The sequence below is a fragment of the Devosia sp. P2_G7 genome, assembly GCF_056403495.1.
In genome coordinates this window covers 434,701-459,078 of record NZ_JBFUFI010000002.1, presented here as the reverse complement: position 1 = coordinate 459,078, position 24,378 = coordinate 434,701, and the positions used below count along the sequence as shown (strand labels likewise).

19 protein-coding genes and 1 tRNA gene are annotated in these 24,378 nt (G+C 65.8%); 10 read left to right on the top strand and 10 right to left on the bottom strand.

Annotated elements, in window-relative coordinates; translation table 11 throughout:
* Window positions 1–4: 4 nt before the first annotated feature.
* The 4 genes from glgB to AC1DWU_RS05490 all read right to left on the bottom strand — a co-directional run bounded on the left by glgB (window position 5) and on the right by AC1DWU_RS05490 (window position 8,025).
* The gene (glgB, locus tag AC1DWU_RS05505; protein ID WP_477148958.1) at window positions 5–2,197 is read right to left on the bottom strand and encodes a 1,4-alpha-glucan branching protein GlgB; all 2,193 of its coding nucleotides are present in this window, start codon (window positions 2,195–2,197) and stop codon (window positions 5–7) included.
* A 3-nt stretch (window positions 2,198–2,200) separates the two neighbouring features.
* On the bottom strand, window positions 2,201–4,678 hold the full coding sequence (locus AC1DWU_RS05500) for a glycogen/starch/alpha-glucan phosphorylase (RefSeq protein ID WP_477148957.1): 2,478 nt from the start codon (window positions 4,676–4,678) through the stop codon (window positions 2,201–2,203).
* 145 nt (window positions 4,679–4,823) lie between these two features.
* A complete protein-coding gene (locus AC1DWU_RS05495) occupies window positions 4,824–6,677 on the bottom strand; it encodes a monovalent cation:proton antiporter-2 (CPA2) family protein (RefSeq protein WP_477148956.1) in 1,854 nt (617 codons plus the stop codon).
* Between the two features lie 91 nt (window positions 6,678–6,768).
* Entirely contained in the window at window positions 6,769–8,025 is a 1,257-nt protein-coding gene (locus AC1DWU_RS05490) for an AI-2E family transporter (RefSeq protein ID WP_477148955.1), read from the bottom strand.
* 117 nt (window positions 8,026–8,142) lie between these two features.
* Between AC1DWU_RS05490 and AC1DWU_RS05485 the strand changes: the two genes are divergently transcribed.
* From AC1DWU_RS05485 to AC1DWU_RS05475, 3 genes are all read left to right on the top strand, one after another.
* A complete protein-coding gene (locus AC1DWU_RS05485) occupies window positions 8,143–9,084 on the top strand; it encodes a nucleoside hydrolase (protein ID WP_477148954.1) in 942 nt (313 codons plus the stop codon).
* Window positions 9,085–9,214: 130 nt separating this feature from the next.
* Window positions 9,215–9,538 (top strand): hypothetical protein, encoded by a 324-nt coding sequence (locus AC1DWU_RS05480; RefSeq protein ID WP_477148953.1) that lies wholly within the window; start codon window positions 9,215–9,217, stop codon window positions 9,536–9,538.
* A 587-nt stretch (window positions 9,539–10,125) separates the two neighbouring features.
* Window positions 10,126–10,743, top strand: coding sequence for a LysE family translocator (locus AC1DWU_RS05475; protein ID WP_477148952.1), 618 nt, complete (start codon window positions 10,126–10,128; stop codon window positions 10,741–10,743).
* Window positions 10,744–10,819: 76 nt separating this feature from the next.
* Here the strand turns inward: AC1DWU_RS05475 and AC1DWU_RS05470 are convergent, their stop codons facing one another.
* Entirely contained in the window at window positions 10,820–12,223 is a 1,404-nt protein-coding gene (locus AC1DWU_RS05470; protein WP_477148951.1) for a phosphomannomutase, read from the bottom strand.
* Between the two features lie 125 nt (window positions 12,224–12,348).
* On the opposite strand from AC1DWU_RS05470, the gene AC1DWU_RS05465 reads away from it, so the two are divergent.
* The 4 genes from AC1DWU_RS05465 (at window position 12,349) to AC1DWU_RS05450 (ending at window position 14,756) form a co-directional block, all read left to right on the top strand.
* Window positions 12,349–12,558 (top strand): hypothetical protein, encoded by a 210-nt coding sequence (locus tag AC1DWU_RS05465; protein WP_477148950.1) that lies wholly within the window; start codon window positions 12,349–12,351, stop codon window positions 12,556–12,558.
* 39 nt (window positions 12,559–12,597) lie between these two features.
* Window positions 12,598–13,161: a DNA-3-methyladenine glycosylase gene (locus AC1DWU_RS05460; RefSeq protein WP_477148949.1), complete on the top strand. Its 564-nt coding sequence runs from the start codon at window positions 12,598–12,600 to the stop codon at window positions 13,159–13,161.
* Between the two features lie 86 nt (window positions 13,162–13,247).
* On the top strand, window positions 13,248–13,553 hold the full coding sequence (locus AC1DWU_RS05455; RefSeq protein ID WP_477148948.1) for a hypothetical protein: 306 nt from the start codon (window positions 13,248–13,250) through the stop codon (window positions 13,551–13,553).
* Between the two features lie 87 nt (window positions 13,554–13,640).
* The gene (locus tag AC1DWU_RS05450; RefSeq protein ID WP_477148947.1) at window positions 13,641–14,756 is read left to right on the top strand and encodes a PQQ-dependent sugar dehydrogenase; all 1,116 of its coding nucleotides are present in this window, start codon (window positions 13,641–13,643) and stop codon (window positions 14,754–14,756) included.
* A 6-nt stretch (window positions 14,757–14,762) separates the two neighbouring features.
* On the opposite strand, the gene AC1DWU_RS05445 is transcribed toward AC1DWU_RS05450, so the two are convergent.
* Window positions 14,763–14,838 (bottom strand) — tRNA-Ile (locus AC1DWU_RS05445).
* Window positions 14,839–15,032: 194 nt separating this feature from the next.
* Here AC1DWU_RS05445 and AC1DWU_RS05440 point away from each other — a divergent pair.
* Window positions 15,033–15,587, top strand: a complete 555-nt coding sequence (locus AC1DWU_RS05440; protein ID WP_477148946.1) for a dihydrofolate reductase family protein — start codon at window positions 15,033–15,035, stop codon at window positions 15,585–15,587.
* Between the two features lie 37 nt (window positions 15,588–15,624).
* Here AC1DWU_RS05440 and AC1DWU_RS05435 read toward each other — a convergent pair whose 3' ends face one another.
* Genes AC1DWU_RS05435 through AC1DWU_RS05425 form a run of 3 tightly spaced genes read right to left on the bottom strand, consistent with a single transcriptional unit; the run spans window position 15,625 to window position 19,488 of the window.
* Entirely contained in the window at window positions 15,625–16,845 is a 1,221-nt protein-coding gene (locus AC1DWU_RS05435; protein WP_477149067.1) for an MFS transporter, read from the bottom strand.
* Between the two features lie 34 nt (window positions 16,846–16,879).
* On the bottom strand, window positions 16,880–18,319 hold the full coding sequence (locus tag AC1DWU_RS05430) for an aldehyde dehydrogenase family protein (RefSeq protein ID WP_477148945.1): 1,440 nt from the start codon (window positions 18,317–18,319) through the stop codon (window positions 16,880–16,882).
* 14 nt (window positions 18,320–18,333) lie between these two features.
* Window positions 18,334–19,488: a fumarylacetoacetate hydrolase family protein gene (locus AC1DWU_RS05425; protein WP_477148944.1), complete on the bottom strand. Its 1,155-nt coding sequence runs from the start codon at window positions 19,486–19,488 to the stop codon at window positions 18,334–18,336.
* Between the two features lie 228 nt (window positions 19,489–19,716).
* On the opposite strand from AC1DWU_RS05425, the gene AC1DWU_RS05420 reads away from it, so the two are divergent.
* A complete protein-coding gene (locus tag AC1DWU_RS05420; protein ID WP_477148943.1) occupies window positions 19,717–20,451 on the top strand; it encodes an SIMPL domain-containing protein in 735 nt (244 codons plus the stop codon).
* A gap of 39 nt (window positions 20,452–20,490) precedes the next feature.
* Here AC1DWU_RS05420 and AC1DWU_RS05415 read toward each other — a convergent pair whose 3' ends face one another.
* The gene (locus AC1DWU_RS05415) at window positions 20,491–21,315 is read right to left on the bottom strand and encodes a sulfite exporter TauE/SafE family protein (RefSeq protein WP_477148942.1); all 825 of its coding nucleotides are present in this window, start codon (window positions 21,313–21,315) and stop codon (window positions 20,491–20,493) included.
* Between the two features lie 280 nt (window positions 21,316–21,595).
* Between AC1DWU_RS05415 and AC1DWU_RS05410 the strand changes: the two genes are divergently transcribed.
* Complete coding sequence (locus AC1DWU_RS05410; RefSeq protein WP_477148941.1) at window positions 21,596–24,208, top strand: OmpA family protein; 2,613 nt, start codon at window positions 21,596–21,598, stop codon at window positions 24,206–24,208.
* The last annotated feature ends 170 nt before the right edge of the window (window positions 24,209–24,378 follow it).

Sequence of the window (24,378 nt, the reverse complement as noted above, 5' to 3'; positions counted from 1 at the left end):
CCGCCTAGGACGGGTCATACTTCAAGAACAGCGTCGACATCGGCGGCAAGTAGAGATCGGCATAGGGGCCGAGACCCTTCACCGTGCTCGCCTTGGCCACCACCCGGCCCTGGTTTCCCTTGTTCGTGCCGCCGTACCAGCCGGCATCGGTATTGAGCCGCTCGACCCAGTTGCCGACCAGCGGCATGGGCACGCGATAGTTTTCCCGCGGCGCCGGCGTCATGTTCGAGATCACCACGACCGGCTGCTCGCCCGGCGCCTTGCGGGCCCAGGCAAACACAGAATTGCTCTGATCATTTCCGATCAGCCACTCGAAACCTTCCGGCTCATTGTCGCGGGCATGGAGCGCCGGCAACTCGCGGTAGAGCGCATTGAGGTCGGTAACGAGCCGCCGCATGCCCTCATGCGCCGGCGCTTCCAACAGCCACCAGTCGAGCCCCTTGGCCTCGTTCCATTCCTCGCGCTGCGCGTATTCCTGGCCCATGAACAACAGTTTCTTGCCCGGCCAGCCCCACATGAAGCCGTAATAGGCGCGCAGGCCCGCAAACTGCCCCCAGTCGTCGCCGCCCATCTTGGCCAACAGCGAGCCCTTCCCGTGCACCACCTCATCGTGGCTCAGAGGAAGGATGAAGTTCTCCGCGTAACCATAGAGCGCCGCAAAGGTCATGTCGTTGTGATGGTAGCGGCGATGGATCGGATTGCGGCTCATGTAACGCAGGGTGTCGTTCATGAACCCCATGTTCCACTTGAAGCCGAAGCCCAACCCGCCGGCATCCACCGGCGCACTCACCCCGCTCCACGAGGTCGATTCCTCGGCGATCATCATTACGCCCGGATGCAGCCGGTAAGCCTCCTGATTGACGCGCTTCAGGAACTCGACCGCCTCGAGGTTGTGATTGCCGCCGAACTGGTTCGGAATCCACTGCCCCGCCTGCCGCGAGTAATCGAGGTAGAGCATCGAGGCCACGGCATCGACCCGCAGCCCATCGAGGTGGAACGCCTCGAGCCAGTAGAGGGCGTTGTTGACGAGGAAGCTCACCACTTCCTTCCGCCCGAAATTGTAGATCGCGGTGTTCCAGTCGGGGTGGTAGCCCTGCCGCGGGTCCGCATGCTCGTAGAGCGCCGTGCCGTCGAAAAGCGCCAGACCGTGCTCATCGGTGGGGAAATGCGCCGGCACCCAGTCGAGGATGACGCCGAGCCCGGCCTCATGCGCTTTGTCGACGAAGTGCGCAAAACCCGCCGGGTCGCCATGGCGGGCCGTGGGGGAATAGAGCCCGGTGGGCTGGTAGCCCCAGCTCGGATCGAACGGATGCTCGGTGATCGGCATCAGCTCGATATGGGTGAAGCCGCTGTCGGCGGCATAGGGGATCAGCTGCTCCGCCAGTTGCTCGTAGCTCATGAACGAGCCATCGGCCCGGCGGCGCCAGGAGCCCAGGTGCACCTCGTAGATCGACACGGGCTTCCGCCGCCAGTCGGCCTTGGCGCGATCCTTCATGTACTTGTCGTCGGTCCAGCTGAACGGCTTGGGATCGGCAACCATCGAGGCCGTCTTCGGCCGCAACTCCGACTGCCGCGCGAATGGGTCGGCCTTGAGCGGCCGCAGTTGTCCGTCCGGCCCGACGATCTCGAACTTGTAGACCTCGCCCGGCCCTACATTGGGCACGAACACTTCCCACACGCCGGTGTTGATCCGCACCCGCATCGGGTGCCGCCGGCCATCCCACTCGTTGAACGGCCCCACCACGCTGACGCGCTTGGCGTTCGGCGCCCAGACGGCAAAGTGGGTTCCGTTGACGCCTTCGAACTCCATTGCGTGGGCGCCGAGCTTGTCGAATAGCCTCAGGTGCGAGCCCTCGCCGATATAGTAGTCATCCATCGGACCGAGGACCGGCCCGAAGCTGTATGGATCGAGGACGTTCCATTCGCCGCCGTCATTGCGGGCGTGATAGTTCACCGGCTGCAGCTTGGTAAGCTTCACCACCCCCTCGAAGAACCCGTCGCCGCGAGGCTCCAGCTCACCGAGAATGCGGTTGTCCATCGTGCGGGCCGACACCGATTCCGCGTGCGGAATGAAGGTGCGCGCCACCCAGACGCCATCGATCTCGTGCAATCCGAGAATGCCGAATGGGTCGGAGTGACCACCCGCAACGATCGCGCGGACGTCTTTGTCGTCCGCTTGCCACTTGGACTTGGTCACGCACTACCCCCCGACAACCGGGACACCCCAGATTTCCTTGGCGTACTGGGAAATAGTACGATCCGAGGAAAACCAGCTGACGTGAGCAGTGTTCCGGATAGCCATCGAATACCATTTGCGAGGCTTGTTCCAGAGGTCATCGACGCCCCGCTGCGCCGCGGCGTAGGCGTCGAAATCGCGCGCTACCATGAACCAGTCGTGGTCGTAGAGCCCGCCGATCAGGTCGCGATAGCGGTTCGGGTCATCGGGCGAGAACACCCCCGACGAAATCGCCTCCAGCGCTTCGCGCAATGCTGGTGATTTGTCGATGGCGGCACGCGGCACGTCGCTGCGCTGCCGGATCTCGGCCACCTTGTCGGCGGTGAGCCCGAAGATCACCATGTTCTCCGGCCCCACCTGCTCCAGCATCTCGACATTGGCGCCGTCGAGCGTGCCGATGGTGAGCGCGCCATTGGCCATGAACTTCATGTTGCCGGTGCCCGAGGCCTCCATGCCGGCCGTCGAAATCTGCTCCGACAGGTCGGCCGCCGGGATGATCGTTTCGGCGAGGCTCACATTATAATTGGGCAGGAACACCACCTTGAGCAGGCCGCGCACGGCAGGGTCGTTGTTGATGACCTTGGCCACGTCGTTGATCAGCTTGATGATCAGCTTGGCATTCCAGTAGCCCGGCGCCGCCTTGCCGGCGAACACCTTGACCCGCGGGACCCAGTCCTTTTCGGGATGGGAACGGATCATCGAGTACTGCGCCACTGCCTCGATGACGTTGAGCAGCTGGCGCTTGTATTCGTGGATGCGCTTTACCTGCACGTCGAACATGGCGTCGGGCGATACCGTGATCCCCAGCCGGTCCTTGATGACCTGCGCCAGCGCCACCTTGTTGGCCCGCTTCACCGCCTTGAACTGATCCTGGAAGGTCGGATCGTCCGCATGCTTGTCGAGCCCGGCGAGCAGCGAGAAATCGTCCTGGAACTCCGACCCGATCCGCTCCCCGATCAGCTTGGTGAGGCCCGGGTTGCACTGCAGCAGCCAGCGCCGCGGCGTCACGCCGTTGGTCTTGTTGTTGATCCGGTCCGGATAGAGCCGGTCGAGATCGGAGAACAGCGTCTTCTTGAGCAGTTCCGAATGGAGCGCCGAGACGCCGTTGATCGAGTGCGAGCCGACGAAGGCCAGTTGCCCCATGCGAACGCGGCGGCTGCCATGCTCGTCGATCAGCGACAGATTGGCGATCTGCCCATCGGTGAAGCCACCCATCTTGCGGGCCTCGGTCAGCACCTCGGCGTTGATCGCGTAGATGATCTGCATCTGCCGCGGCAGCATCCGCTCGAGCAGCCCAACCGGCCAGGTCTCCAGCGCTTCGGGCAGGAGCGTATGGTTGGTGTAGCCGAACGTCGCCTTGGTCAGCTTCCAGGCCTGGGCCCAGCCCATGCCGTGGATATCGATCAGGATGCGCATCAGCTCGGCGATCGAAATCGCCGGGTGCGTGTCGTTGAGCTGGATCGCCACCTTGTCCGAGAGCGAGCCGAGGTCGCCGTAGGCCTGCATGTGCCGACGCACGATGTCCTGCAGCGAAGCCGAGGAGAAGAAGAACTCCTGGCGCAGCCGCAGTTCCTGCCCGGACGGGGTTGAATCGGCAGGGTAGAGAACCCGCGTAACCGCCGCTGCCTTCGAGCTTTCTTCCAGCGCGCCGATATGGTCGCCGGCGTTGAACTTGTCGAGCAGGATCGGATCGATCGGCTGCGCCGACCAGAGCCGCAGCGTGTTCACTCGTTTGCCGCGCCAGCCGACGATCGGGGTATCGAAGGCCACCGCCAGGAGGTGCTCGGCCGGCCGCCATTCGAGGCGGGTCGACCCATCGGGCTCCTGCACCGGCTCGACGTGGCCGCCAAAGCCGATTTCGTACGAACTCTCGCGCCGCTCGAACTCCCACGGGTTGCCATGGGCGAGCCAGTCCTCCGGCAGTTCGACCTGCCAGCCTTCGCTCATTTCCTGACGGAACAGGCCGTGGACGTAGCGAATGCCGTAGCCGTAGGCCGGGATGTTGACCGTCGCCATCGACTCCATGAAGCACGCGGCGAGGCGGCCGAGACCGCCATTGCCCAGCGCCGCATCGGGCTCGAGGTTGATCAGGTCGCCGAGGTCGACATTGAAGTTCTTGAGCGCGGCGCGCACCGGCTCCATCACCCCGATATTGCTCATCGCATCGCGCATCAGGCGGCCAATGAGGAACTCGAGGCTCAGGTAGTAGACGCGCTTGTTGGAGGTCCGCCAGGTCTCGCGGCTCGACTCCATCCACTGGTCGATGATCCGGTCGCGCACGGCGAGGATCGTCGCCTTCAGCCAATCATGCGGCCGCGCGACAATGGGGTCCTTGCCGATGGAATAGGTGAGTTTTTCGAGGATTTCCGCCTGTATCGCCTCGACGCTAAGCGCGCGCCGTTCCGGGACCGGGGCATCCAATACGAGAGGGCTTTGCGGCATTGTCGCATCCAAGCAGCATGACGATGTATTCCCCTCTAGACGGGTACTGTTGCATTGAATCGGTACGCTGGGAAGGCCTGTCGAGAACGGTTCTAAGGCAGCGTGCCTAAAGCTTGATCGCTGCGGGCGCGCTGCTGCTCCGTCGCTAAACCTTCGCCGCATCCTCGTCCGGCACGATGATCGGCTCGGACGGCCCCGCCACCGTGCCACTCTCGCGCGCCTGGTCCTCGGCGTTGGAGAGCAGCAGGTCCCTGCCCGCCTGGATGCCGCCGACCAATTGCGCCGCGAAGCGCTGGCGGTCGCGCTCGCGAACCCCTTCGATGATCTCCTCGACCTCGACCATGTCGGTGCCCAGCTCGCGCAGCGTCTCGGCGCCGAACTCCAGTGCCGATTCGAACAGCTCGCGGATCTGGTAGTCCACGCCCAGCTCCACGAGCTTGAGCGCATGGCCGCGATCGAAGGCGCGGGCGAACACCTTGGCCAGCGGATACTCCGCCTTCACCAGCTCGACGATACGCAGCGCCGAATCCTTGTTGTCGACGCACACAAGGATGGCGTCGGAATTGCCGGCGCCGGCGGCGCGCAGGATATCGAGCCGCGTGCCGTCCCCGTAATAGACCTTCATGCCGAACTGCCCGGCGGCCCGGATCATGTCGGTGTCGTTGTCGATGATCGAAATCTTGTGGCCCTTGGCGATCAGCGGCTGGCTGGCAATCTGCCCGAACCGGCCGAAGCCGATGACGAGGATGTCGCCGGTCAACAGCCCATCGACCTTCTCCACCCCCTCGAACGACTGCTCGGGCTTGGGCAGGAACTTCAGCAGCATCATCGAGAACGGCGTCAGCACCATCGAAATGATCACCGTCGCCGTGAACATGGCGTTGAGCTCGGCGCTCAGCAGCCCGCCACCGGTCGCGGTGGTGTAGAGCACGAAGGCGAATTCGCCGCCCTGCGCCATCAGCACCGCCCGCTCCAGCCCCAGCGCATGCCCGCCGCCCAGCGCCCGGCTGAGCCCATAGATCGCGCCGCCCTTGAGCAGCATGTAGCAAAGCACTGCGAGCGCGATGAACTGCCAGTTGGCGCCCACGACCGTCAGGTCGAGCGACATGCCGACCGCGAGGAAGAACAACCCCAGGAGCAACCCGCGGAACGGCTCGACATCGGCTTCGAGCTGATGCCGGAAGGTCGACGTCGAGAGCAGCACGCCGGCAAGGAACGCTCCCATCGCCATCGACAGCCCACCCAACTGCATGATCAGCGCCGCGCCGAGCACCACCAGCAGCGCCGCAGCGGTCATCACCTCGCGCGCCCTCGACTCGGCCAGGAGCCGGAACACCGGGTTCAGCACCCAGCGGCCGGCAAAGATCACCGTCACCACCGATGCCGCGGCGACGCCGACGCTGATCCACCGCTGCAGCGCACTGGCATCCGTATCGACGCCCGGCGAGATGAACGCCACTACCGCCAAAAGAGGCACGATGGCGAGATCCTCGAGCAGCAGCACCGAGACGATCTTCTGCCCCGCCGGGCTCTGCAACTCGCCGCGCTCCGAGAGGATCTGCATCACGATCGCCGTCGAAGTCAGCACGAACCCCATGCCGGCAACAAAGGCCACCGGCGGCGCAAGGCCAAGGAGCAGCACTCCGGCAATGGTCAGCACCGCCCCGCACAGCGCCACCTGCAGCACGCCGAGCCCGAAGATCTGCTTGCGCAGCGACCAGAGCTTGGCCGGTTCCATCTCCAACCCGACGATGAACAGGAACAGCACCACGCCCAGCTCGGCCGCGTGCAGCACCGCCTGGGGATCGTTGATCAGCCCGAGGCCGAACGGCCCGATCGCCAGCCCCGCCGCGAGATATCCCAGCACCGAGCCTAGCCCCAGCCGCCGAAACAGCGGTACGGCGATGACCCCAGCACCGAGCAGTGCCACGACCTGCACCAGATCCACACCGCCAAGTGCGGCTGCCTCCGCTGCATGCGCCACTGCTTCGCCGGCCATCGCTCACCTCTCGCAAATCGGAAAGACCGAACCGTGAGGCCTTGGGGCTGGAGCGTCAAGGCTACCTATGCGGGCAGGTGCAATGCACCGCCTAGGCTGCCCCGGCGGCCTTGGTCTTGCGTGGCGCCGGCTTGGGTTTGACCGGGGCTGCTGGAACCGTCTTGACCGTTGCCGGCACCGCAGCTGCTGTCGCGGCTTGGGACTCCGCCGCATCCTGCGCGGCCTTCTGCTCCGCCTTCCGTCGCACCGCCAGTGGCGCGGGCATCCGCATCGGCAGGATATGCCTCGCCATCGAGGAGATCACCAGCAGCGACGGGACGGCGATGAAGCCGCCGACCGGTCCCCACGACCACAGCCAATAGGTGATGGCGATCAGGATCAGGAACGGGTTGATCAGCATCGTCCGGCCCAGCAGATGCGGCGTGACGAAATTGCCTTCGACGAAGTTGAGCAGCAGATAAAGCCCGACCGGCAGCAGCGCGCCTTCCAGCCCGTTCAGCGTGCCCAGCCCCACCGCGAACAGGATGGCAACCATCACGGCCTGTCCGACGAACGGAATAAAGTTCAGCACCGCCGCCAGCGCCCCCCAGAGGATCGGGGTCGGCATGCCGATCAGCGCCATCAGGATCGCCACCCCGACGCCCATGCCGATATTGATGGCACTCACGGTGAGGAGGAACCGCGACACCTGCTCCTCGACATCGCGGAACACATGTGCCGTGCGCCACCGCATGCGGCGCGTCGCGCACAGTGACAGGACGAAAATGCGAATCTGGTCGCGCGTCGCCATGAAGAAATAGAGGCTCGCGAGGAAGATCAGGATCTGCGCCAGAAGGGCCGGCGCCGTGAACGCCACGTTCTGCACCGCACTGTCATCCTCGACGGTGACGGTGACGGTCGAGGGGTCGGAGCCGAACACTTCCTTCACCTGCTCCTGCAGCGTGCCCACAGCCCCGAGCGGTTCCTTCCAGTTGGCCAGTTCCTGGCGGAACGCCTCCCAGATCACCGGGATGCGCTCGATGAGATCGCTCAGCGGCGCGGCAAACAGCAGTGCACTGAGCCCGATAAGCGCGAGGAACAGCAGCACCACCACCCCCGCCGAAACGCTGTCCGCGATGCCGCGCTTGTCCATCATGTCGGCGATGGGACCGAACATCAGCCCCACGGTGACGGCGAGAAACACCGGCGCGAGCACTACTTCGCCCAGCTTCAGGGCGATGAGCATCGCCAAGAGGCCCATGAATACGAGGGCCAGTTGCGAGCTGTTGGACAGGATGCGTTCGAAATGGGTGTTCGAGATTTCCCTGAGCAGGCGGGGCGACGGACCGCGGCGCACTTTGTTAGGCATATGTTCCTCCGTCGCACTTAACTCGCAACGTCCCGGCCAGTTCCTCACATCGACGCAATGATGAACGCCCACTATCATGCCGGCGGAATCATTTTCTCAGGGGCTCGCGCTAAGCCAATGGCACGCAAGATCATTATCGACACCGACCCGGGCCAGGACGACGCCGTGGCGATCCTCATGGCGCTCGCCTCGCCCGCCGATTTCGACATCCTCGGCATTGTCGCCGTTGCCGGTAACGTCAGCCTGGCGCAGAACGCCCGCAACGCGCTGAAGGTCGTCGAGCTCTCGGGGCGCAAGGACATCGCCGTCTATGCCGGCTGCGAGCGTCCGATGCGCCGCACGCTGGTGACCGCCGAGCACGTACACGGCGAGACGGGCCTCGATGGCCCGGACCTGCCGCTTCCGAAGCTCCAGATCGAGGACCAGCACGGCGTCGACTTCATCATCGAGACGCTGCTGGCGCACGAGCCGGGCACGGTGACGCTCGCCACCCTCGGGCCGCTGACCAATGTCGCCATGGCGATGGTCAAGGAGCCGCGCATCATCGGCCGCATCCAGGAAATCGTCATGATGGGCGGCGGCTATTTCGAGGGCGGCAACATCACCCCCGTCGCCGAGTTCAACATCTATGTGGATCCCGACGCCGCCGATATCGTACTGCGCTCGGGTGTGCCGATCGCCATGTTGCCGCTCGACGTGACCCATATGATCCTTTCGACGCCCGACCGGCTCGCCAAGGTCCGCGCGCTGGGCAACAAGGCCGGCGAGGCGGTCTACCAGATGCTCAGCTTCTCGGAGCGCTTCGATCTCACCAAATACGGCTCGAACGGCGCGCCGCTGCATGACCCCTGCGTCATCGCCTATATGCTGAAGCCCGATCTGTTCGAAGGCCGCCACATCAACGTGGTGATCGAGACCTCGAGCGAGCTCACGGTGGGCATGACCGTCGCCGACTACTGGGGCGTCACCGGCCGGGTGAAGAACGTCACCTACCTGCGCTCGGGCGACGCCGCCGGCTTCTACGAGCTGTTGACGGAGCGCCTGAGCCGCCTGCCGTAAACCTGCCGTTATGACGCCGGGGGCATCCTTGTCGCCGTTGTGGCGGTGGCAAGCGATGGGCAGTAGCGCGCGACAGGCAAAGTACCCGGTTCTGAGACGCAAGCGCAGCCACGCCCCGGAGCGTCCGGCCGTGGCACCCGATGCCGCGCCCGTTGACGATGGGATCCGCCATTTCGTCATCGAGATGGGCTGGGCCTGCCGCCTCGTCGTTGCCGCCTTCGGCCTCCTTTACGCCATCGCGCTCATCTGGAAGGCGCTCAGCCTGATCAGCTGGCTCGGCGTCGCCGCGCCACTGCCCGGCGTCTTTCTCGTCGTCCTTGGCCTGCCGTGGACCCTCGCCGCCGCAACGGTGCCCGACCAGTGGCAACCCCTCGTCGCGGCCCTCGCGCCGGGCATCACTCTGCTCATTCTCCTCGCCCTCTGCCACCGCCGCCGCCATTCGCCCCGAGCATAAAAGATCCCCGGCTCCGTTACGGAAGCCGGGGCAAGTTCCCTCTTAGAGACGTGGCGTGTGCGAGGGAGGAGCTCTTGGCCGGGGCGCCAGGTCAGCGCGGCGCCCGTATGGCCTCATCTTGTGTGTTCGAGACGATCGGGCTTCCACACGCCGTCGAACCCCGCGCGTGGAGATGGACCGACCGGCCCTGATCCGGGTGGCAAGCGCGTCGAGTAAGGGCTCGGCCGCCGCAACGACGTCGCCGGCTGCCGCGGATCGCGCAGGCTGCGCAATGGAAGGAAAGGGCTGCCTTGCGGCATGGTCGGCCTCCTCATGTCGAGCCCATCGATGCCTGGTCCAGGCATCGATCGTTGCGCGGCAAACGGGCCGAAGCCCGCTGTGAGGTGCCGTTTCGTGCCGCGAATCCGCAAGGGATCGGCGGCTGTTGAGCGACGCTAGCGCCGCCAGGATGTGGCGTCCGCTAAAACCGCCATCGCAATCCGCGGCAAGTTTTCCGACAATTGTCGCCGCTCGAACTGGGGCAACCGGTCCGCTTGCCGCCAAACTGCGACGGCGCTACACCCATCCGCCACTCCGGAGTTCACGCCATGGACATCGTCACCCTCGTCGCCTTCACCATCGCCTACGCCATCGCGGTGATCGTTCCGGGTCCCGGCGTGGCGGCCGTGGTGGCGCGGGCCCTCGGCGCCGGCTTCCGGTCGGCCTTCCCGATGGTGCTCGGCATCCTCGCCGGCGATCTGGTTTACCTGGTCTTCGCGCTGTTCGGCCTCGCCGCCATCGCCACCTGGTTCGGCCCGGTGTTCGCCGTGGTGAAATGGGCCGGCGCGCTCTACCTGCTCTATGTCGCCTGGCAGTTCTGGAGCGCCAAACCCGGCTCCGAGCAGATCGGCGCCAAGCACGAAAAAAGCCGCTGGAAGACCTTCCTCTCCGGCTTCGCCCTCACCATGGGCAACCCCAAGACCATCGTCTTCTACCTGGCCCTGCTCCCGACCGTCATCCCGCTCGACAAGCCGATCACCCCTCTCGGCTTCGCCGAACTCACCGGCATCGTCATCGTGGTGCTGCTGCTGATCGGCTGCGCCTATGCCGGCCTCGCCGCAGCGGCACGGGATTTCTTCAGGAGCGCCAAGGCGCTCCGGTTCCTGAACCGCACGGCGGGCGTGATCATGGCAAGCGCGGCAGCGTTCGTGGTGGTGCGGGAGTAAGGCTCAGCCCTTCGACTTCGCCTTCTGTCCTTTCGCCGCTTTTGGAGCGATCGCCCCCGGCGCCGGCTCGCCGGCGCTACCGCACCACCGCGCTCGCGGCCGCCAGTCCCCAGGCCAGTAATTCCTTGGCGCGCTCCGGTGTAACGCCCTCGACATAGCACCTGAGCTCCGGCGCGTTGCCCGAGGCGCGGTAGTGCACTGTGTCGCCGGAGGTCAGCGCGAAGCGTGGGCCATCGATGGTCGAGACGCTTTCCACCTCGCCGACAGGGGCGAAGAACTCCTTGGCGTAGCCGGCCTGCTCGGTGAGGCCCTTCAGCAGCGCGGCGCTCCGCTCGTTGGCGACATGCGCCAGCCGGTCGCTGAGTGCGGCCCGAACTGGTAGGGTGCGGACCAGACCAGCGAGGCTTTCGCCAAGCTTCGCCGCTGTCCCCAATACCGCCAGCATCGGCAGCACCGCGTCGCGCGTCGGCAACGGGCTCAGCGTTCGGCCATTGATGCTCACCTCACTGCCCAGCAGCAGGCCGCCATTGGCCTCGAACCCGACCACGGCGCCAGGCGAGCCGGCCGCCGCGCTCTCCATGCCCGAAATCACATAGGGCGAGCCGACCTTGGTGCGCTCCACCTTGCCGAACCAGCCGACGCCTTCGATCGCTGAGTTCGAGGTCACCGGCGTCACCACGCGGTCGGCGCCGAGGAACCGCGCCGCCAGCATGCCCAGCACGTCGCCGCGCACGAAATTGCCCTCGCCATCGACCACCAGCGGCCTGTCGCCATCCCCATCGGTCGAAACGATCGCATGGAGCTTGTGCTGCTCGATCCAGTCGAACCGGGGCTCGAACAGCGGATCGGAGAACGCCTCGGTGTCGACCGCGACGAAGCTGTCCGAACGCCCCAGTCGCACCACATCGGCCCCTGCCCGCGTCAGGAACGACACCAGCATGTCGCGCGCCACCGACGAATGCTCAAACACGCCGATGCGCCAGTTCCGCAGTGCGCCCGCGTCGAGCAGTCCGCGATAGCGCTGGCGGTAGCGATCGGCTGCCGCCACGCTCCCATCCTCGGCCGTTCCCGTGCCCGTCGGCACTGCATCGCTCAACGCCGCGGCGATGCCCTGCTCGTCCGCTTTGGTGATTTCGCCCGATGCCGCGTAGAATTTCAGCCCGTTCCGGTCGGCCGGGATGTGGCTACCCGTTACCATGATCGCCGGCCCGCCCAGCGCCATCGCATGCAGCGCCAGTGCCGGCGTCGGCAGCACGCCGCAATCCACCGGCACTAGGCCCGCCGCGCGGATCGCTGCGGCACAATCGGCAGCGATCGCCGGGCTCGAGGCACGAAGATCGCGCCCCAGATACACCCGTCCACCCGGAACCGTGCCAAGATGGGCGATGAACGCCGCCGTGTAGCGCCGCGCCGCGCCGCCAGTGAGTTCCGTCGCCAGCCCCCGCAGGCCGCTGGTCCCGAATTTCAGTGTATCCGCCATGCCGCACTCCCGATGTGCAAGCTTTGTAGCGGCCTTATCGGCTTGGGCAAGCGTTCAGATGTCGTTAATGTTTCGTTCAGCAACGCGGTGCAGGTTGGTCAGCAATGCAGATCCAGAAGCGCTCCTTGAACTGGCTCCCGCGCGCCTCGCTGTTTGCCGAGGCCGAGGCGGCACGTCTGAAGCGCCGGGCCCAGGCGCAGTCCGATCTCGCCAGCACCGCCAACAACAACTCGGCGCTGATCTCCGGCGGCACCTCCAGTGTCGGCGAATCGATCAACCTCACCCTCCGCATCGCCGCCTCCCGCCTGCAAAACGGCACCACCAAGAAAGTCTAGCGGCTTGCATTCGCTGGGGATTTTCCCCAGTCTCGACCGATGTCCGCCGCCTTCGATCCCACCCGGTTCTTCAGCCGCGAAGTCACCCTCGTCGCCCGTGACCTGCTCGGCGCCGAGTTCTACGTCGATGGCGTCGGCGGCATCATTGCCGAAACCGAGGCCTATCACCCGACCGAGCCCGCCTCGCACGCCCATCGCGGCCAGACCGAGCGCAATTCCTCGATGTTCCTCGGCCCCGGCCACGTCTACGTCTACCGCTCCTACGGCATCCACTGGTGCCTCAACTTCGTCTGCGCCGACGCCTCCGCGATCTTGATCCGCGCCATCGAGCCCATGGCCGGCATTGAGAAAATGGCCGAACGCCGTGGCCTCGCCAACCAGCGCGCCCTCTGTTCCGGCCCTGGCAAGCTCGCCGAGGCGCTGGGCGTCACCAAGGCCCATGACGGGCTCACCGTCGATGCCCCGCCGTTCCGCTTCCGTCCCGCCGATTCGCCCCGCCCGGTGGTGATCGGCCCGCGCATCGGCATCACCAAGGCCGCCGACCTCCCCTGGCGGTTCGGCATCGCCGGCTCGGCCTTCCTCAGCAAGGCGTTCCGCAGCTGAAAGCCTCGAGGTGACCGGTTGTCGCGGCGGGTTTCCCTTTGCGGTGGCTTTGGATAGGTTGCGCCCGAACTGAACAGGAGATGCCCGTGGCGGTCGATGCGCTGATCAAGGAATTGCTGGCAACCGGCAGCATGAACGAGGAAACCACCGCCGACCTGAACCGCTGGCAGGCGGAGTTCGCCGCGGGCACTCTCCATGCCGACGACGCGGCCTATATCGAGGCTCTGCACGCCAAGCTGACCGGCGCCCCCCTGCCCGAGATCGAAACCGCCGCCGCGGCCGAGCCAGCCCGCCTCGAAGGCCTCACCATCGAGGACTGGCGCGACCGCGCGCTGCGCGCCGAAACCGAACTCGCCGCTCTCAAGGACAGCATCAGCACCACCAGCGCCTGAGCCGGCGCGCGCGCCTTTGACCGCCGATCGACTGGAGATCATCCAACAAGCGTGGGTGATAGCGGCCTGTTGCCACGGAGGAACCACATGCGCCTGCCGCTTGCCGCCCTGCTCTCCCTCGCCGTCGCCCCGGCCTTCGCTCAACCGGCGACGCTGACCACCCGGCTCGTCACCGATGCGCTGGATCAGCCGCTCTATGCCATCGCGCCGCCGGGCGATCCGCGGCTCTTCGTGGTCGAGCAGACCGGCCGCATTCGCATCCTCATCGATGGGCAGTTGGCAGAAGCGCCGTTCCTCGATCTCAGCGGCAGCGTCAGCAGCGGCGGTGAGCAGGGCCTGCTGGGCCTCGCCTTCCACCCCGACTACGCCAGTAACGGCCGCTTCTTCGTGGACTACACCGACACCAGCGGCGACACCCGGATCGTGGCCTACCAGGTCTCCGCCGATCCTGCCGTTGCCGACTCGGCTTCGGCCACCGAGCTGCTCCGCATCGACCAGCCCTATGCCAACCACAATGGCGGCTGGCTCGGTTTCGGCCCGGATGGCTATCTCTACCTCGGCATGGGCGACGGCGGCTCTCGCGGCGATCCGCAGAACCGGGCGCAGAACCCCGGCGAACTGCTCGGCAAGATCCTGCGCATCGACGTCAATGGCGCAGCGCCATACGGGATCCCCGCTGGCAACCCCTTCGCCAAGGGTGGCGGGCGGCCGGAGATCTTCGCGCTGGGCCTCCGCAACCCCTGGCGCCCGGCCTTCGATGGCGACAACTTCTACATCGCCGATGTCGGCCAGAACGCCTACGAGGAGGTGACCGTCATCGGCGTCGATGACGCCGGCGCCAATCTAGGCTGGAAGATCGTGGAAGGCTCCGCCTGCTACGGCGCCAAGAGCTGCGAGCAAACGGGCCTCATGCCGCCAACCTACAGCTACTCCCACGATACCGGCGGCTGCTCCATCACGGGGGGCTACGTTTACCGCGGCAAGGCGATCCCCGAGATTACCGGCCAGTATTTCTTCGCCGACTTCTGCGACAGCCGCGTGCACTCCTTCGCGTACACCAACGGCCGGGCCGGCGACATCACCGACTGGACCGAGCAACTCGGCGGCATCGGCTCCATTACCTCGTTCGGCGTAGACGGCGAAGGCGAGCTCTACATCACAACGATCGAGGGCAACCTGTTCGAGGTGGTGCGGGCGGAATAAGGAAGTTGGTGGGCCCACCAGGACTCGAACCTGGAACCAGACCGTTATGAGCGGTCGGCTCTAACCATTGAGCTATGGGCCCCTGCCCCGAACGGAGCGCCGCCTCCTTAGCAAGCGGCGGCATCGAAGCAAAGCCGGTTGGGGGCAAAGCGCTGCCTTCGCCCACCATTCTCCCTCTCGTCACGATTTTTCTGCACGCTTGTGTCGATCGCGTCGAAAGCCGTTCGTCGTGTTGATGAACGGCCCATTGGCGGGCTGGCAACCAGGAGAAACAACATGCGCAAGATCACTGCAGGCTTCTTCCACTCGGTCGACGGCGTCGTCGAGTCGCCCAACCTCTGGCAGTTCGATGCCTTCGACGATGAGCTGGGCGCCTTGCTCGGCGAGATCATGCCGAAGGTCGATACGGTCCTGCTCGGCCGGGTCGGGTACCAGGAGTGGGCCGGCTATTGGCCGACCGCCAGCGCCGATGGGGACTTCGCGGACTTCATCAACAGCACGCCCAAGCTCGTCGCCTCGCGCACGCTGAAGCAGGACCAGCTGACCTGGCAGAACTCGACCCTGATCGAGGGCGACCTCATCGAGTTCGCAAAACAACTCAAGGCCAGGGATGGCGGCGAGATCGCCGTGATGGGCGGCATCTCACTGGCCCGCCAGCTGTTCTTTGCCGGGCTGCTCGAGGAACTGACGCTCATCACCCATCCGGTTGTGGCCGGGGCCGGCAAGCGCATGTTCGAGGCAAACGACCCCGTGACCCGGCTCGAACTCAAGAAATCCACCACCACCAGCAAGGGCAACGTAGTGTCCACCTACGGGCTCCGCCCCGCCTGACCGACCGGGCCCGCGCCGTGTCAGTGCGGGCCCATCCTCAGCCCGCCAGCGTGTCGACTTTCCTGAGACTGGGGAACAGCCTGGCCCAGAGCAGCACGATGGCAATGGTGCCAAGGCCGCCGAACACGCAGGCGGCGACCGGCCCAATCAGGCCCGCTACCATGCCGGATTCGAACTCGCCGAGCTGGTTCGAGGTGCCGATGAACAGCGAGTTCACCGCATTCACCCGGCCGCGCATCTCATCGGGCGTCAGCAACTGCACCAGCGACGAGCGGATCACCACGCTCACGGTATCGGCCGCCCCGAGCACCAGCATTGCCGCGATCGAGAGCAGGATGTTGGTCGACAGCGCGAACACCAGCGTCGCCACGCCGAATATGCCCACCGCCAGCAGCATCTTGTTGCCGACCCCGTGCCGCAACGGCCAGCGCGCCAGGACCAGTGACGTTGCCACGGCACCAGCGGCTGGGGCCGCCCTGAGGAACCCCAGTGCCCATGGACCGGCATGCAGGATGTCCTGCGCGAACATCGGCAGCAGCGCCGTGGCGCCGCCCAGCAGCACCGCGAACAGATCGAGCGAGATGGTGCCCAGCATCACCGGCTTGCTGCGAATGAAAGCGATGCCGGCAAACACCGAACTCAGCGTCGGCTTGGAGCGTATCGGAACCCGATCGCTCCTGGGGATGCTAACCACATTGATGCTTGCCACGAGGAACATCGCCGCCGCGACGAGAAACGGCGCCACCGGGTGCACGCCGTAGAGCAAGCCGCCGAGCGCCGGACCAATGATCAGCGCCGTCTGCATGAAGGAGGTCGAAATCGCGATCGCCTGCTGCAGCATGGTCGCCGGCACCAGCCCGGGCAGCAGCGCCGCCATGGTCGGCCGCTCGAACGCCTGCGCCGCGCCCAGCGCGGCCACGGCGACGAAAATCCCCGGCGTACTCAGCCAGCCCTGCCAGACGCCTAGCGCGATGAACCCGACGACCGCCGCCTCGACGACCTGGCAAACGAGGCCGATCCGCCGCCGGTCGAACTGATCGGCGACATGCCCCACCACAAAGGTCAGCACCAGCATCGGCAGGAACTGGAACAGCCCGATCAAGCCGAGATCGAACGCGTTGTGCGTCCGATCATAGACCAGCCAGCCGATGGCAATAGCGGTCCCCTGGAACGCCATCGACGAGAGGACGCGGGAGGAGAGGAACCTGAGGAACGCCGGATGCTGCGAGAGCTTCAGCGGGGTGACGGGGGCGGCGATCTCAGTGGTCACTGCCGCCCCGTGTCCCTTGCGATTAGCCAGCCGCCGTGTAGGCCGTCTTCACCTGGGTGAAGAACTCGGCGGCGTACTTGCCCTGCTCCTTGGGGCCGTAGCTCGAGCCCTTGCGGCCGCCGAACGGCACGTGGAAGTCGACACCGGCGGTGGGGACGTTCACCATCACCATGCCGGCTTCGGCATTGCGCTTGAAGTGCGTCGCATACTTGAGCGAGGTGGTGACGATGCCCGCAGAGAGACCGAACTCGGTGTCATTGGCAGTGGCCAGCGCTTCCTCGTAGTCCTTGACGCGGATCACCGCGGCCACCGGCCCGAAGATCTCTTCGCGGGAGATGCGCATCTGGTTGGTCGCCTCGGTGAACAACGCCGGCTGCAGGAAGTAGCCCGGGTTGTCGCCCTTCACCAACTCGCCGCCGACGGCGAGCTTGGCGCCTTCGTTCTTGCCGATCTCGATATAGTCGGTGTCCTGCTTGAGCTGGCCCGGATCGACCACCGGCCCGATCTGCGTGTCCTTGGCGATCGCATCGCCGACCTTGAGGTTGCGGATGCGCTCGGTGAGCGCCGCGACGAACTTGTCGTGGATGCCCTCGGTGACGATCAGGCGCGACGAAGCCGTGCAGCGCTGGCCGGTCGAGTAGAACGCGCTCTGGGCGGTCGTTTCGACGGCAACGGCGAGGTCAGCGTCATCGAGCACGATGGTCGGGTTCTTGCCGCCCATTTCGAGCTGGAACTTGCGCATCACCTTGACGCTGGCTTCCGCCACGCGGCGGCCGGTGCCGACCGAGCCGGTGAAGGTCTGCGCCACGATGTCCCTGCTGTCGAGCATGGTCTGGCCGACCACCGAGCCCTTGCCCATCACCAGGTTGAGCACGCCCTTGGGCAGCCCGTTGCGGTTGAGCATCTCGACGATCGCCCACGAGCAGCCCGGCACCAGGTCGGCCGGCTTGAACACCACGGTGTTGCCGTATGCCAGCGCCGGGGCGATCTTCCAGGCTGGGATGGCGATCGGGAAGTTCCACGGCGTGATGATGCCGACGACGCCCATCGGCTCGCGCGTCATCTCGACGCCAACGCCCGGACGCACTGACGGCACGCTCTCACCGGTGAGGCGCAGCACTTCGCCGGCGAAGAACTCGAAGATCTGCCCGGCGCGGGTAACCTCACCGATGCCTTCGGCGAGGGTCTTGCCCTCTTCGCGGCTCAAAAGCTCACCGAGTTCGGCCTTGCGGGCGAAAATCTCGTGTGCGGTCTTCGACAGCACCGCCCAGCGGTCCATGATGCCGGAACGCGACCAGGCCGGGAACGCCGCCTTGGCTGCTGCGATGGCGGCCAGCGTGTCGTCCACCGTGGCGCGGGCATAGACACCAACGACTTCGTTGGTGTTGGAGGGGTTGATGTTGTCTACCCCGTCGCCGCCGACCCATTCGCCGTTGATGAGATTCTGGTGCAGTTCGGTCATGGGAAGTTCCTTACTTAGAGGAGGTCGGCCTTGGCGAGATCGCGCAGCAGGTGGCTCGTGCCATAGGTCCAGGGCGCGGCCTCGGTGGCGAGGCGCACGGTGTTAGATAGGGTGCCGAGCGACGGTGTCGAGATCGAAACGACGTCGCCGAGCTTGTGGGTGAAGCCCTTGCCGGCGCCGCCGCGATCCTTCACCGGCGCGAACATCGTGCCGGTGTAGAGCACGAAGCCATCGGGATACTGGTGATGCCGCCCGATCGAGGCCGCAACCAGCGACTCCGGCGAGCGCGAGATCTGGCTGAGGTTGGAGACACCGGTGAGCTCGAACCCGTCATCACCGGTGACGCTCAGCGCGATATCGGCCTGCTTCACCGTCTCGATGGTGAACTTGCCGTCGAACAGCCGGATGAACGGCCCCAGCGAGGCGGACGCGTTGTTGTCCTTGGCCTTGCCGAGCAGCAGTGCCGAACGGCCCTCCACGTCGCGCAGGTTCACGTCGTTGCCGAGCGTCGCGCCGACGATCTTGCCGGTGGACGCAACGACCATCACGAGTTCCGGCTCGGGGTTGTTCCACTCCGAGATCGGCAGGATGCCGACGTCGGCGCCAAAACCCACCGAGGCCATCGGCTGGCACTTGGTGAAGATCTCGGCGTCCGGCCCGATGCCGACTTCGAGATACTGGCTCCACACGCCGCGCGCGATCAGGGTCTTCTTGACCTCCATCGCGGCGGGCGAGCCCGGCTCGAGCTGACTGAGGTCGGTGCCCACCAGGCCCAGGATGTCCTTACGCAACTCGTCGGCCTTGGCCTTGTCGCCGCGCGCCTGCTCCTCGATGACGCGCTCGAGCAGCGACACCACGAACGTCACGCCGGCGGCCTTCACTGCCTGCAGGTCGATCGGCGACAACAGCGAGGGCGCCTTGAGGTCGGTCTTGCCCGACCACGAATTGGCGAGAATCTGGTGGAGGTTGCCGACCACCGGTCCCTTGGCCGCCGCGACATAAGCCGCCGGATCGTCGCGCTCTCCGACGTCGCGGGAGGTCGGCGCGGTCTTCGACGTGATATCGACGATATCCTGGCCACGCACCGTGATCAGCCGCGGGTGCTCGTATCCCGGGAGTCTCGCGCGTCCGAGCAGCACGCCTTCGCTTGGTACGATCGGATTGGCCACGGCAGTCCCCCGGTTTTTGCCGGGCTACCTAACCCGCCGCCCCAAACCCTGTCCAGCGACGGGCGAGGCACGTAGCTCAAACTTTCGTCGACCGGCACCCCAAGGAACTTTCGCGCCGCGGCGTCTTATCTCTCGGAAGCGGCGTTCAAAGTCCATTCAGGAACGCCGCACTAACACCCGGGTTGGCTGGGACATTTTTCCCTGTCAAAGGCCACATAGGAGAGACGCATGCGTCCGTTTACTGCCTTGTTCATTCCCCTGCTCTTCGCAACCGCACTGAGCGCCGCCCCGGCGCTGGCCCAGGAGACATCCGTGAGCGGCACCATTTCGATCGGCGGCATCGGCGAAGTCACCGCTTCCCCCGACACAGCTTTCGTCAACTCCGGCGTCACCAGCCAGGGCGCCACTGCCCGCGAGGCGCTCGACGCCAACACCAAGGCGATGGGCGAACTGATCGAGACGCTGAAAGCCGCCGGCATCGAGGCGCGCGACATCCAGACCTCGGGCTTTTCGGTGAACCCGAACTACGTCTACTCTGACGCCCGCGACGCCAACGGCTACCAGTTGCCCCCTAAGATCAACGGCTACCAGGTGTTCAACAACGTCAACGTCCGCGTCCGCGAACTGGCCAAGCTCGGCTCGGTGCTCGACAAGGCCGTGACCGTCGGCGCCAACACCATCAACGGCGTCACCTTCTCGGTCGCAGATCCCTCCAAGCTCTATGACGAGGCCCGCAAGGCCGCCTTCGCCGACGCCAAGGCCAAGGCAGAGCTCTATGCCGGGGCCGCCGGCGAAGAGCTCGGCAGCATCCGCAACATCAACGAGAGCCAGGGCATGAGCCAGCCGCCGCAGCCCTACATGATGAAGGCCGTTGCCGATTCAGCCGGCGCCTCCGTGCCGATCGAGGGCGGCGAGCTCAGCTACTCGATCAACGTCCAGGTGACGTGGGACTTCGCGAACTAAGCAGCGCTTCGGGTGGGTGCGCCCGGCGCGCCCATCCACCTACCCCGCAATCGCCTTCCAGATCATGTTCAGCCCGACCAGGGTCAGGAACACCGCGAAGGCAATCTTCAGCGTGCGCTGCTGCAGCTTATGGGCCAGCGCCGCGCCCAGCGGGGCGCAGAGTGCAGCGGTGACGCCGATCAGCACCAGCGCGACGAGGTTGATATAGCCAAGGCTCAGCGGCGGGCGTCCCTCGACGCTCCAGCCCGAAATGATGAAGCCCAGCGTGCCCGAGAGCGCAATGAACACGCCAATCGCCGCGCCGGTGCCCACCGCCTTGTGCATCGACGCGCCGAAGGCGTGGATCGTCGGTACGCTCAGCGAGCCGCCCCCTACCCCCATCAGCGCCGAGATGTAGCCGACCACGGCCGCCGAGATGCGGTGGGTCAGCGCCGAATCGCGGAGGTGCCCCATGAGCCGCTCCTGGAACGGCAGCACGATATTGGCGGCGATGAACAACGCCACTACGCCGAACACGATGCGCAGCACGTCGCCGGTGTAGATTCCCGCCATCAGCCCGCCGACGAAGGTCGCGACCACAACCACCGGAGCCCAGAGTTTGAGGATGCGATGATCGACCGCGCCGCGCTTGTCATGCGCCCGGGCGCTGGCGATGCCGGTGGGGATAATGATGGCAAGCGAAGTGCCCACCGCCACGTGCTGCACCACGTCGCTATCGTAGCCGAGCAGCGCCAGGGCCGAGGCCAGCGCCGGCACGATGATGGCGCCGCCGCCGATTCCCAGCAGGCCCGCGGCGACGCCGGAAATCACGCCGGTGGCCAGCAGGCCAAGCACGAATGGCCAGTAGCTCAGAAGGTCGCCCACGTCTCACTCCAATTGATGAACCCCAACCGGATCGCACGAATTGGGCTGATCACCCTAGGCCGTCCCGGCCGAATCCGTCCATTGCATCAAGCGCAACGGCGGCCCAACTGGTGCCACGATTGCCCGGTCCTGTCGCGCGTACGGAACCGCACGTGGCTTGCAGCGTTCGGTCACCGATGGGGCAATTCATCACTGCAGAAGGTCCACCGGACGTTCAGGTTCGGTTCAGCAGGACTGCGTCACTTCTCGTACAACTGACTCCAAAACAAGGATAAAACCCATGCGCTTTCGAAACTGGCTCCTAACCGGCACCAGTCTCGCCGTTCTCGCATTGGTGCCGAGCGCCGCATATGCGCAGCAGGCCGAGTACCAGGCGCTGCTCGACGCGCAGGCGTCCGGTGATGCTGACGCGATCAGCACCGCACAGCAGGCTCTTACGGACACCTGCATTGTGAACGGCTATTCCAGCGTCGAAGAATGCATCGCCGCGATCACCGGCGGCGGCCAGCCGGCCGCCCAGGCGCCGTCCGATGCCGACGCTCAGGCCGCTGAAGAGGCGAAGGCCGCCGAGGAAGCCAAGGCTGCTGAAGAAGCAGCGGCGGCAGCGGCCCAGGCCGAAGCTGACGCAAAGGCCGCCGAGGAAGCCAAGGCCGCTGAAGAAGCGGCCGCAGCAGCGGCTCAGGCCGAGGCTGACGCCAAAGCCGCCGAGGAAGCCAAGGCTGCCGAAGACGCGGCCGCAGCAGAGGCTCAGGCCGCAGCTGACGCAAAGGCCGCTGAAGAGGCGAAGGCCGCCGAAGAAGCAGCCGCCGCAGCGGCTCAAGCCGAGGCTGATGCCAAGGCGGCTGAAGAAGCCAAAGCCGCTGAAGATGCCAAGGCTGCTGAAGACGCGAAGGCTGCAGAGGATGCCAAAGCTGCCGAGGATGCACAGGCGCAGTTCGTCGCCGACCTGCAGGCCGCGCTGGACCAGTATCAGGCAGCCCTGAACCAGGCCGCCGCCGGCGACTACGCAGGCGCCAAGCCCGCCGCCGACGCCGCTGCGGCCAAGATCCAGGAACTCTGCACCGCCAACGGCTATGCAGACATCAAGTCCTGCATCGGCCAGGACCTGCCGCCGCTGCCCGAGCCCCCGGCCGAGCAGCCCGCCGAAGCACCCGCCGCCGAGCAGCCTGCCGAACCTGCCGCCGAGCAGCCTGCCGAGCAACCCGCTGCAGAACAGCCGGCTGAGCAGCCTGCTGCCGAGCCGCCGGCGGAGCAACCCGCTGAGCAGCCTGCGGCAGAACAGCCAGCCGCAGAGCAGCCCGCCGAAGCCGGTCCGACCGATCAGCCGGCCGACGCCAACGCAGTCGACCCGGTTGCCGCGGCACAGGACCAGCTTGGTACCGCCGTCGAACTCTACAATGTCGGTATCGGCCAGCTCGAAGCCGGCGACGCATCCGGCCAGTCGACCATCGAGGCTGCCAACAAGCAGTTCGCCGACATCTGCGCTGCCCTGGGCGTCACCGACGTTGCCCAGTGCCTGACGCAGTACGGCATCACCTTGCCTCCGGTGCCCGAAGTGGCGGCCCCGGCCGAGCCGGCGACCCCGCCGATCGCCGAACTGCCCGGCTCGCAGGAAGCCGTGACCCCGCAGGCCGTCGAAGTGCTGCCCGAGACCGTTGCCCCTGAAGAAGCGGCCCCGGTGCTCGACAGCGCCAAGGACTTCGCCACCCAAGTGGTCGATGGCCAGGCCCCGGCCGAACAGCCGGCAGCTCCGGAAGAGCCCGCCGCTCCGCCGCCGACCGACGACAAGGCCGCTCAGTCCGACATTGCGCCGATCGAGGTGCAGTCGCTGGCCAAGATGGAAGGCGAGAAGATCGCCGTCGACGCTTTGCCGCAGATGGAGGTGCCGCAGAACGTCACCATCATCAACAACATCACCAACGTGACGAACACCACCAACATCACGAACAACACGACGAACGTCACCAACAACAATACGGTGATCAACAATAACACCGGTGGCGGTGGTGGCGGCGGCGGCAAGCCCGGCAACAACTTCACCAACTCGGGCTTCATCTTCCAGATCGGCGTCAATCTGGTGATTTCGAACCCGGCCCAGGATTTCGACCGCATCCGCGACAGCGATGAGGACGAGGTCTACTATCAGCGCCTGCCCGGCGGCCGCGTGAAGGAGACCATCGAGCGCCCGAACGGCGTGCAGATCGTCACCATCCGCGACAAGTGGGGCAACGTGCTGAAGCGTTCGCGCATCATGCCTGACGGCCGCGAGTACATCCTCGCCTACTACGACGAGGACGATTACGACGAGGATGAGGACTACTTCACCAACTGGCGTGACCCGGGCGACGACCTGCCCCCGCTGCGCCTGACGATCCCGATCCGCGACTACATTCTCGATGCCGACGATGCCGATGAGGAAGAGGTCGAACTCTTCTTCCGCGAGCCGCCGGTGGAGCAGGTCCGCAAGATCTACACCGTCGAGGACGTGAAGCGTTCGGCTCGTATCCGTGACTCGGTGCGTCGCGTCGAAGTCGGCGGCCTGACCTTCGACTCGGGTGCGGCGACCATCGCCCGCAGCCAGGTCGGGGCGCTCAGCAAGGTGGCCAACGCCATGCTGGCGCTGCTCGAGGACAACCCGGGCGAGACCTTCCTGATCGAAGGCCACACTGACGCCGTGGGCGGCGACCAGGCCAACCTGATCCTTTCGGACCAGCGTGCGTCCACCGTCGCCCGCATCCTGACGGACTTCTACGACGTGCCGCCCGAGAACCTGGTCACCCAGGGCTATGGCGAGCGCTACCTGAAGGTGAAGACGGAGAAGGCCGAAAAGCTGAACCGTCGCGTCTCGATCAAGCGCATCACCTCGCTGATCACGGTTGCCGACAAGAACTGAGGCAACCGCCTGAACTGATCGACGGGCCGGGGAGCAATCCCCGGCCCGTTTGGTTTTGGGCGCTCTATCGAGAGGCCGGCGCGGGAAGAATACCCCCACCCACGGCGCCCCCAACCACCCCCCACTGCGTCACCCCAACCCCTTGCCTCACCCTCAGAATCCGCTATCCC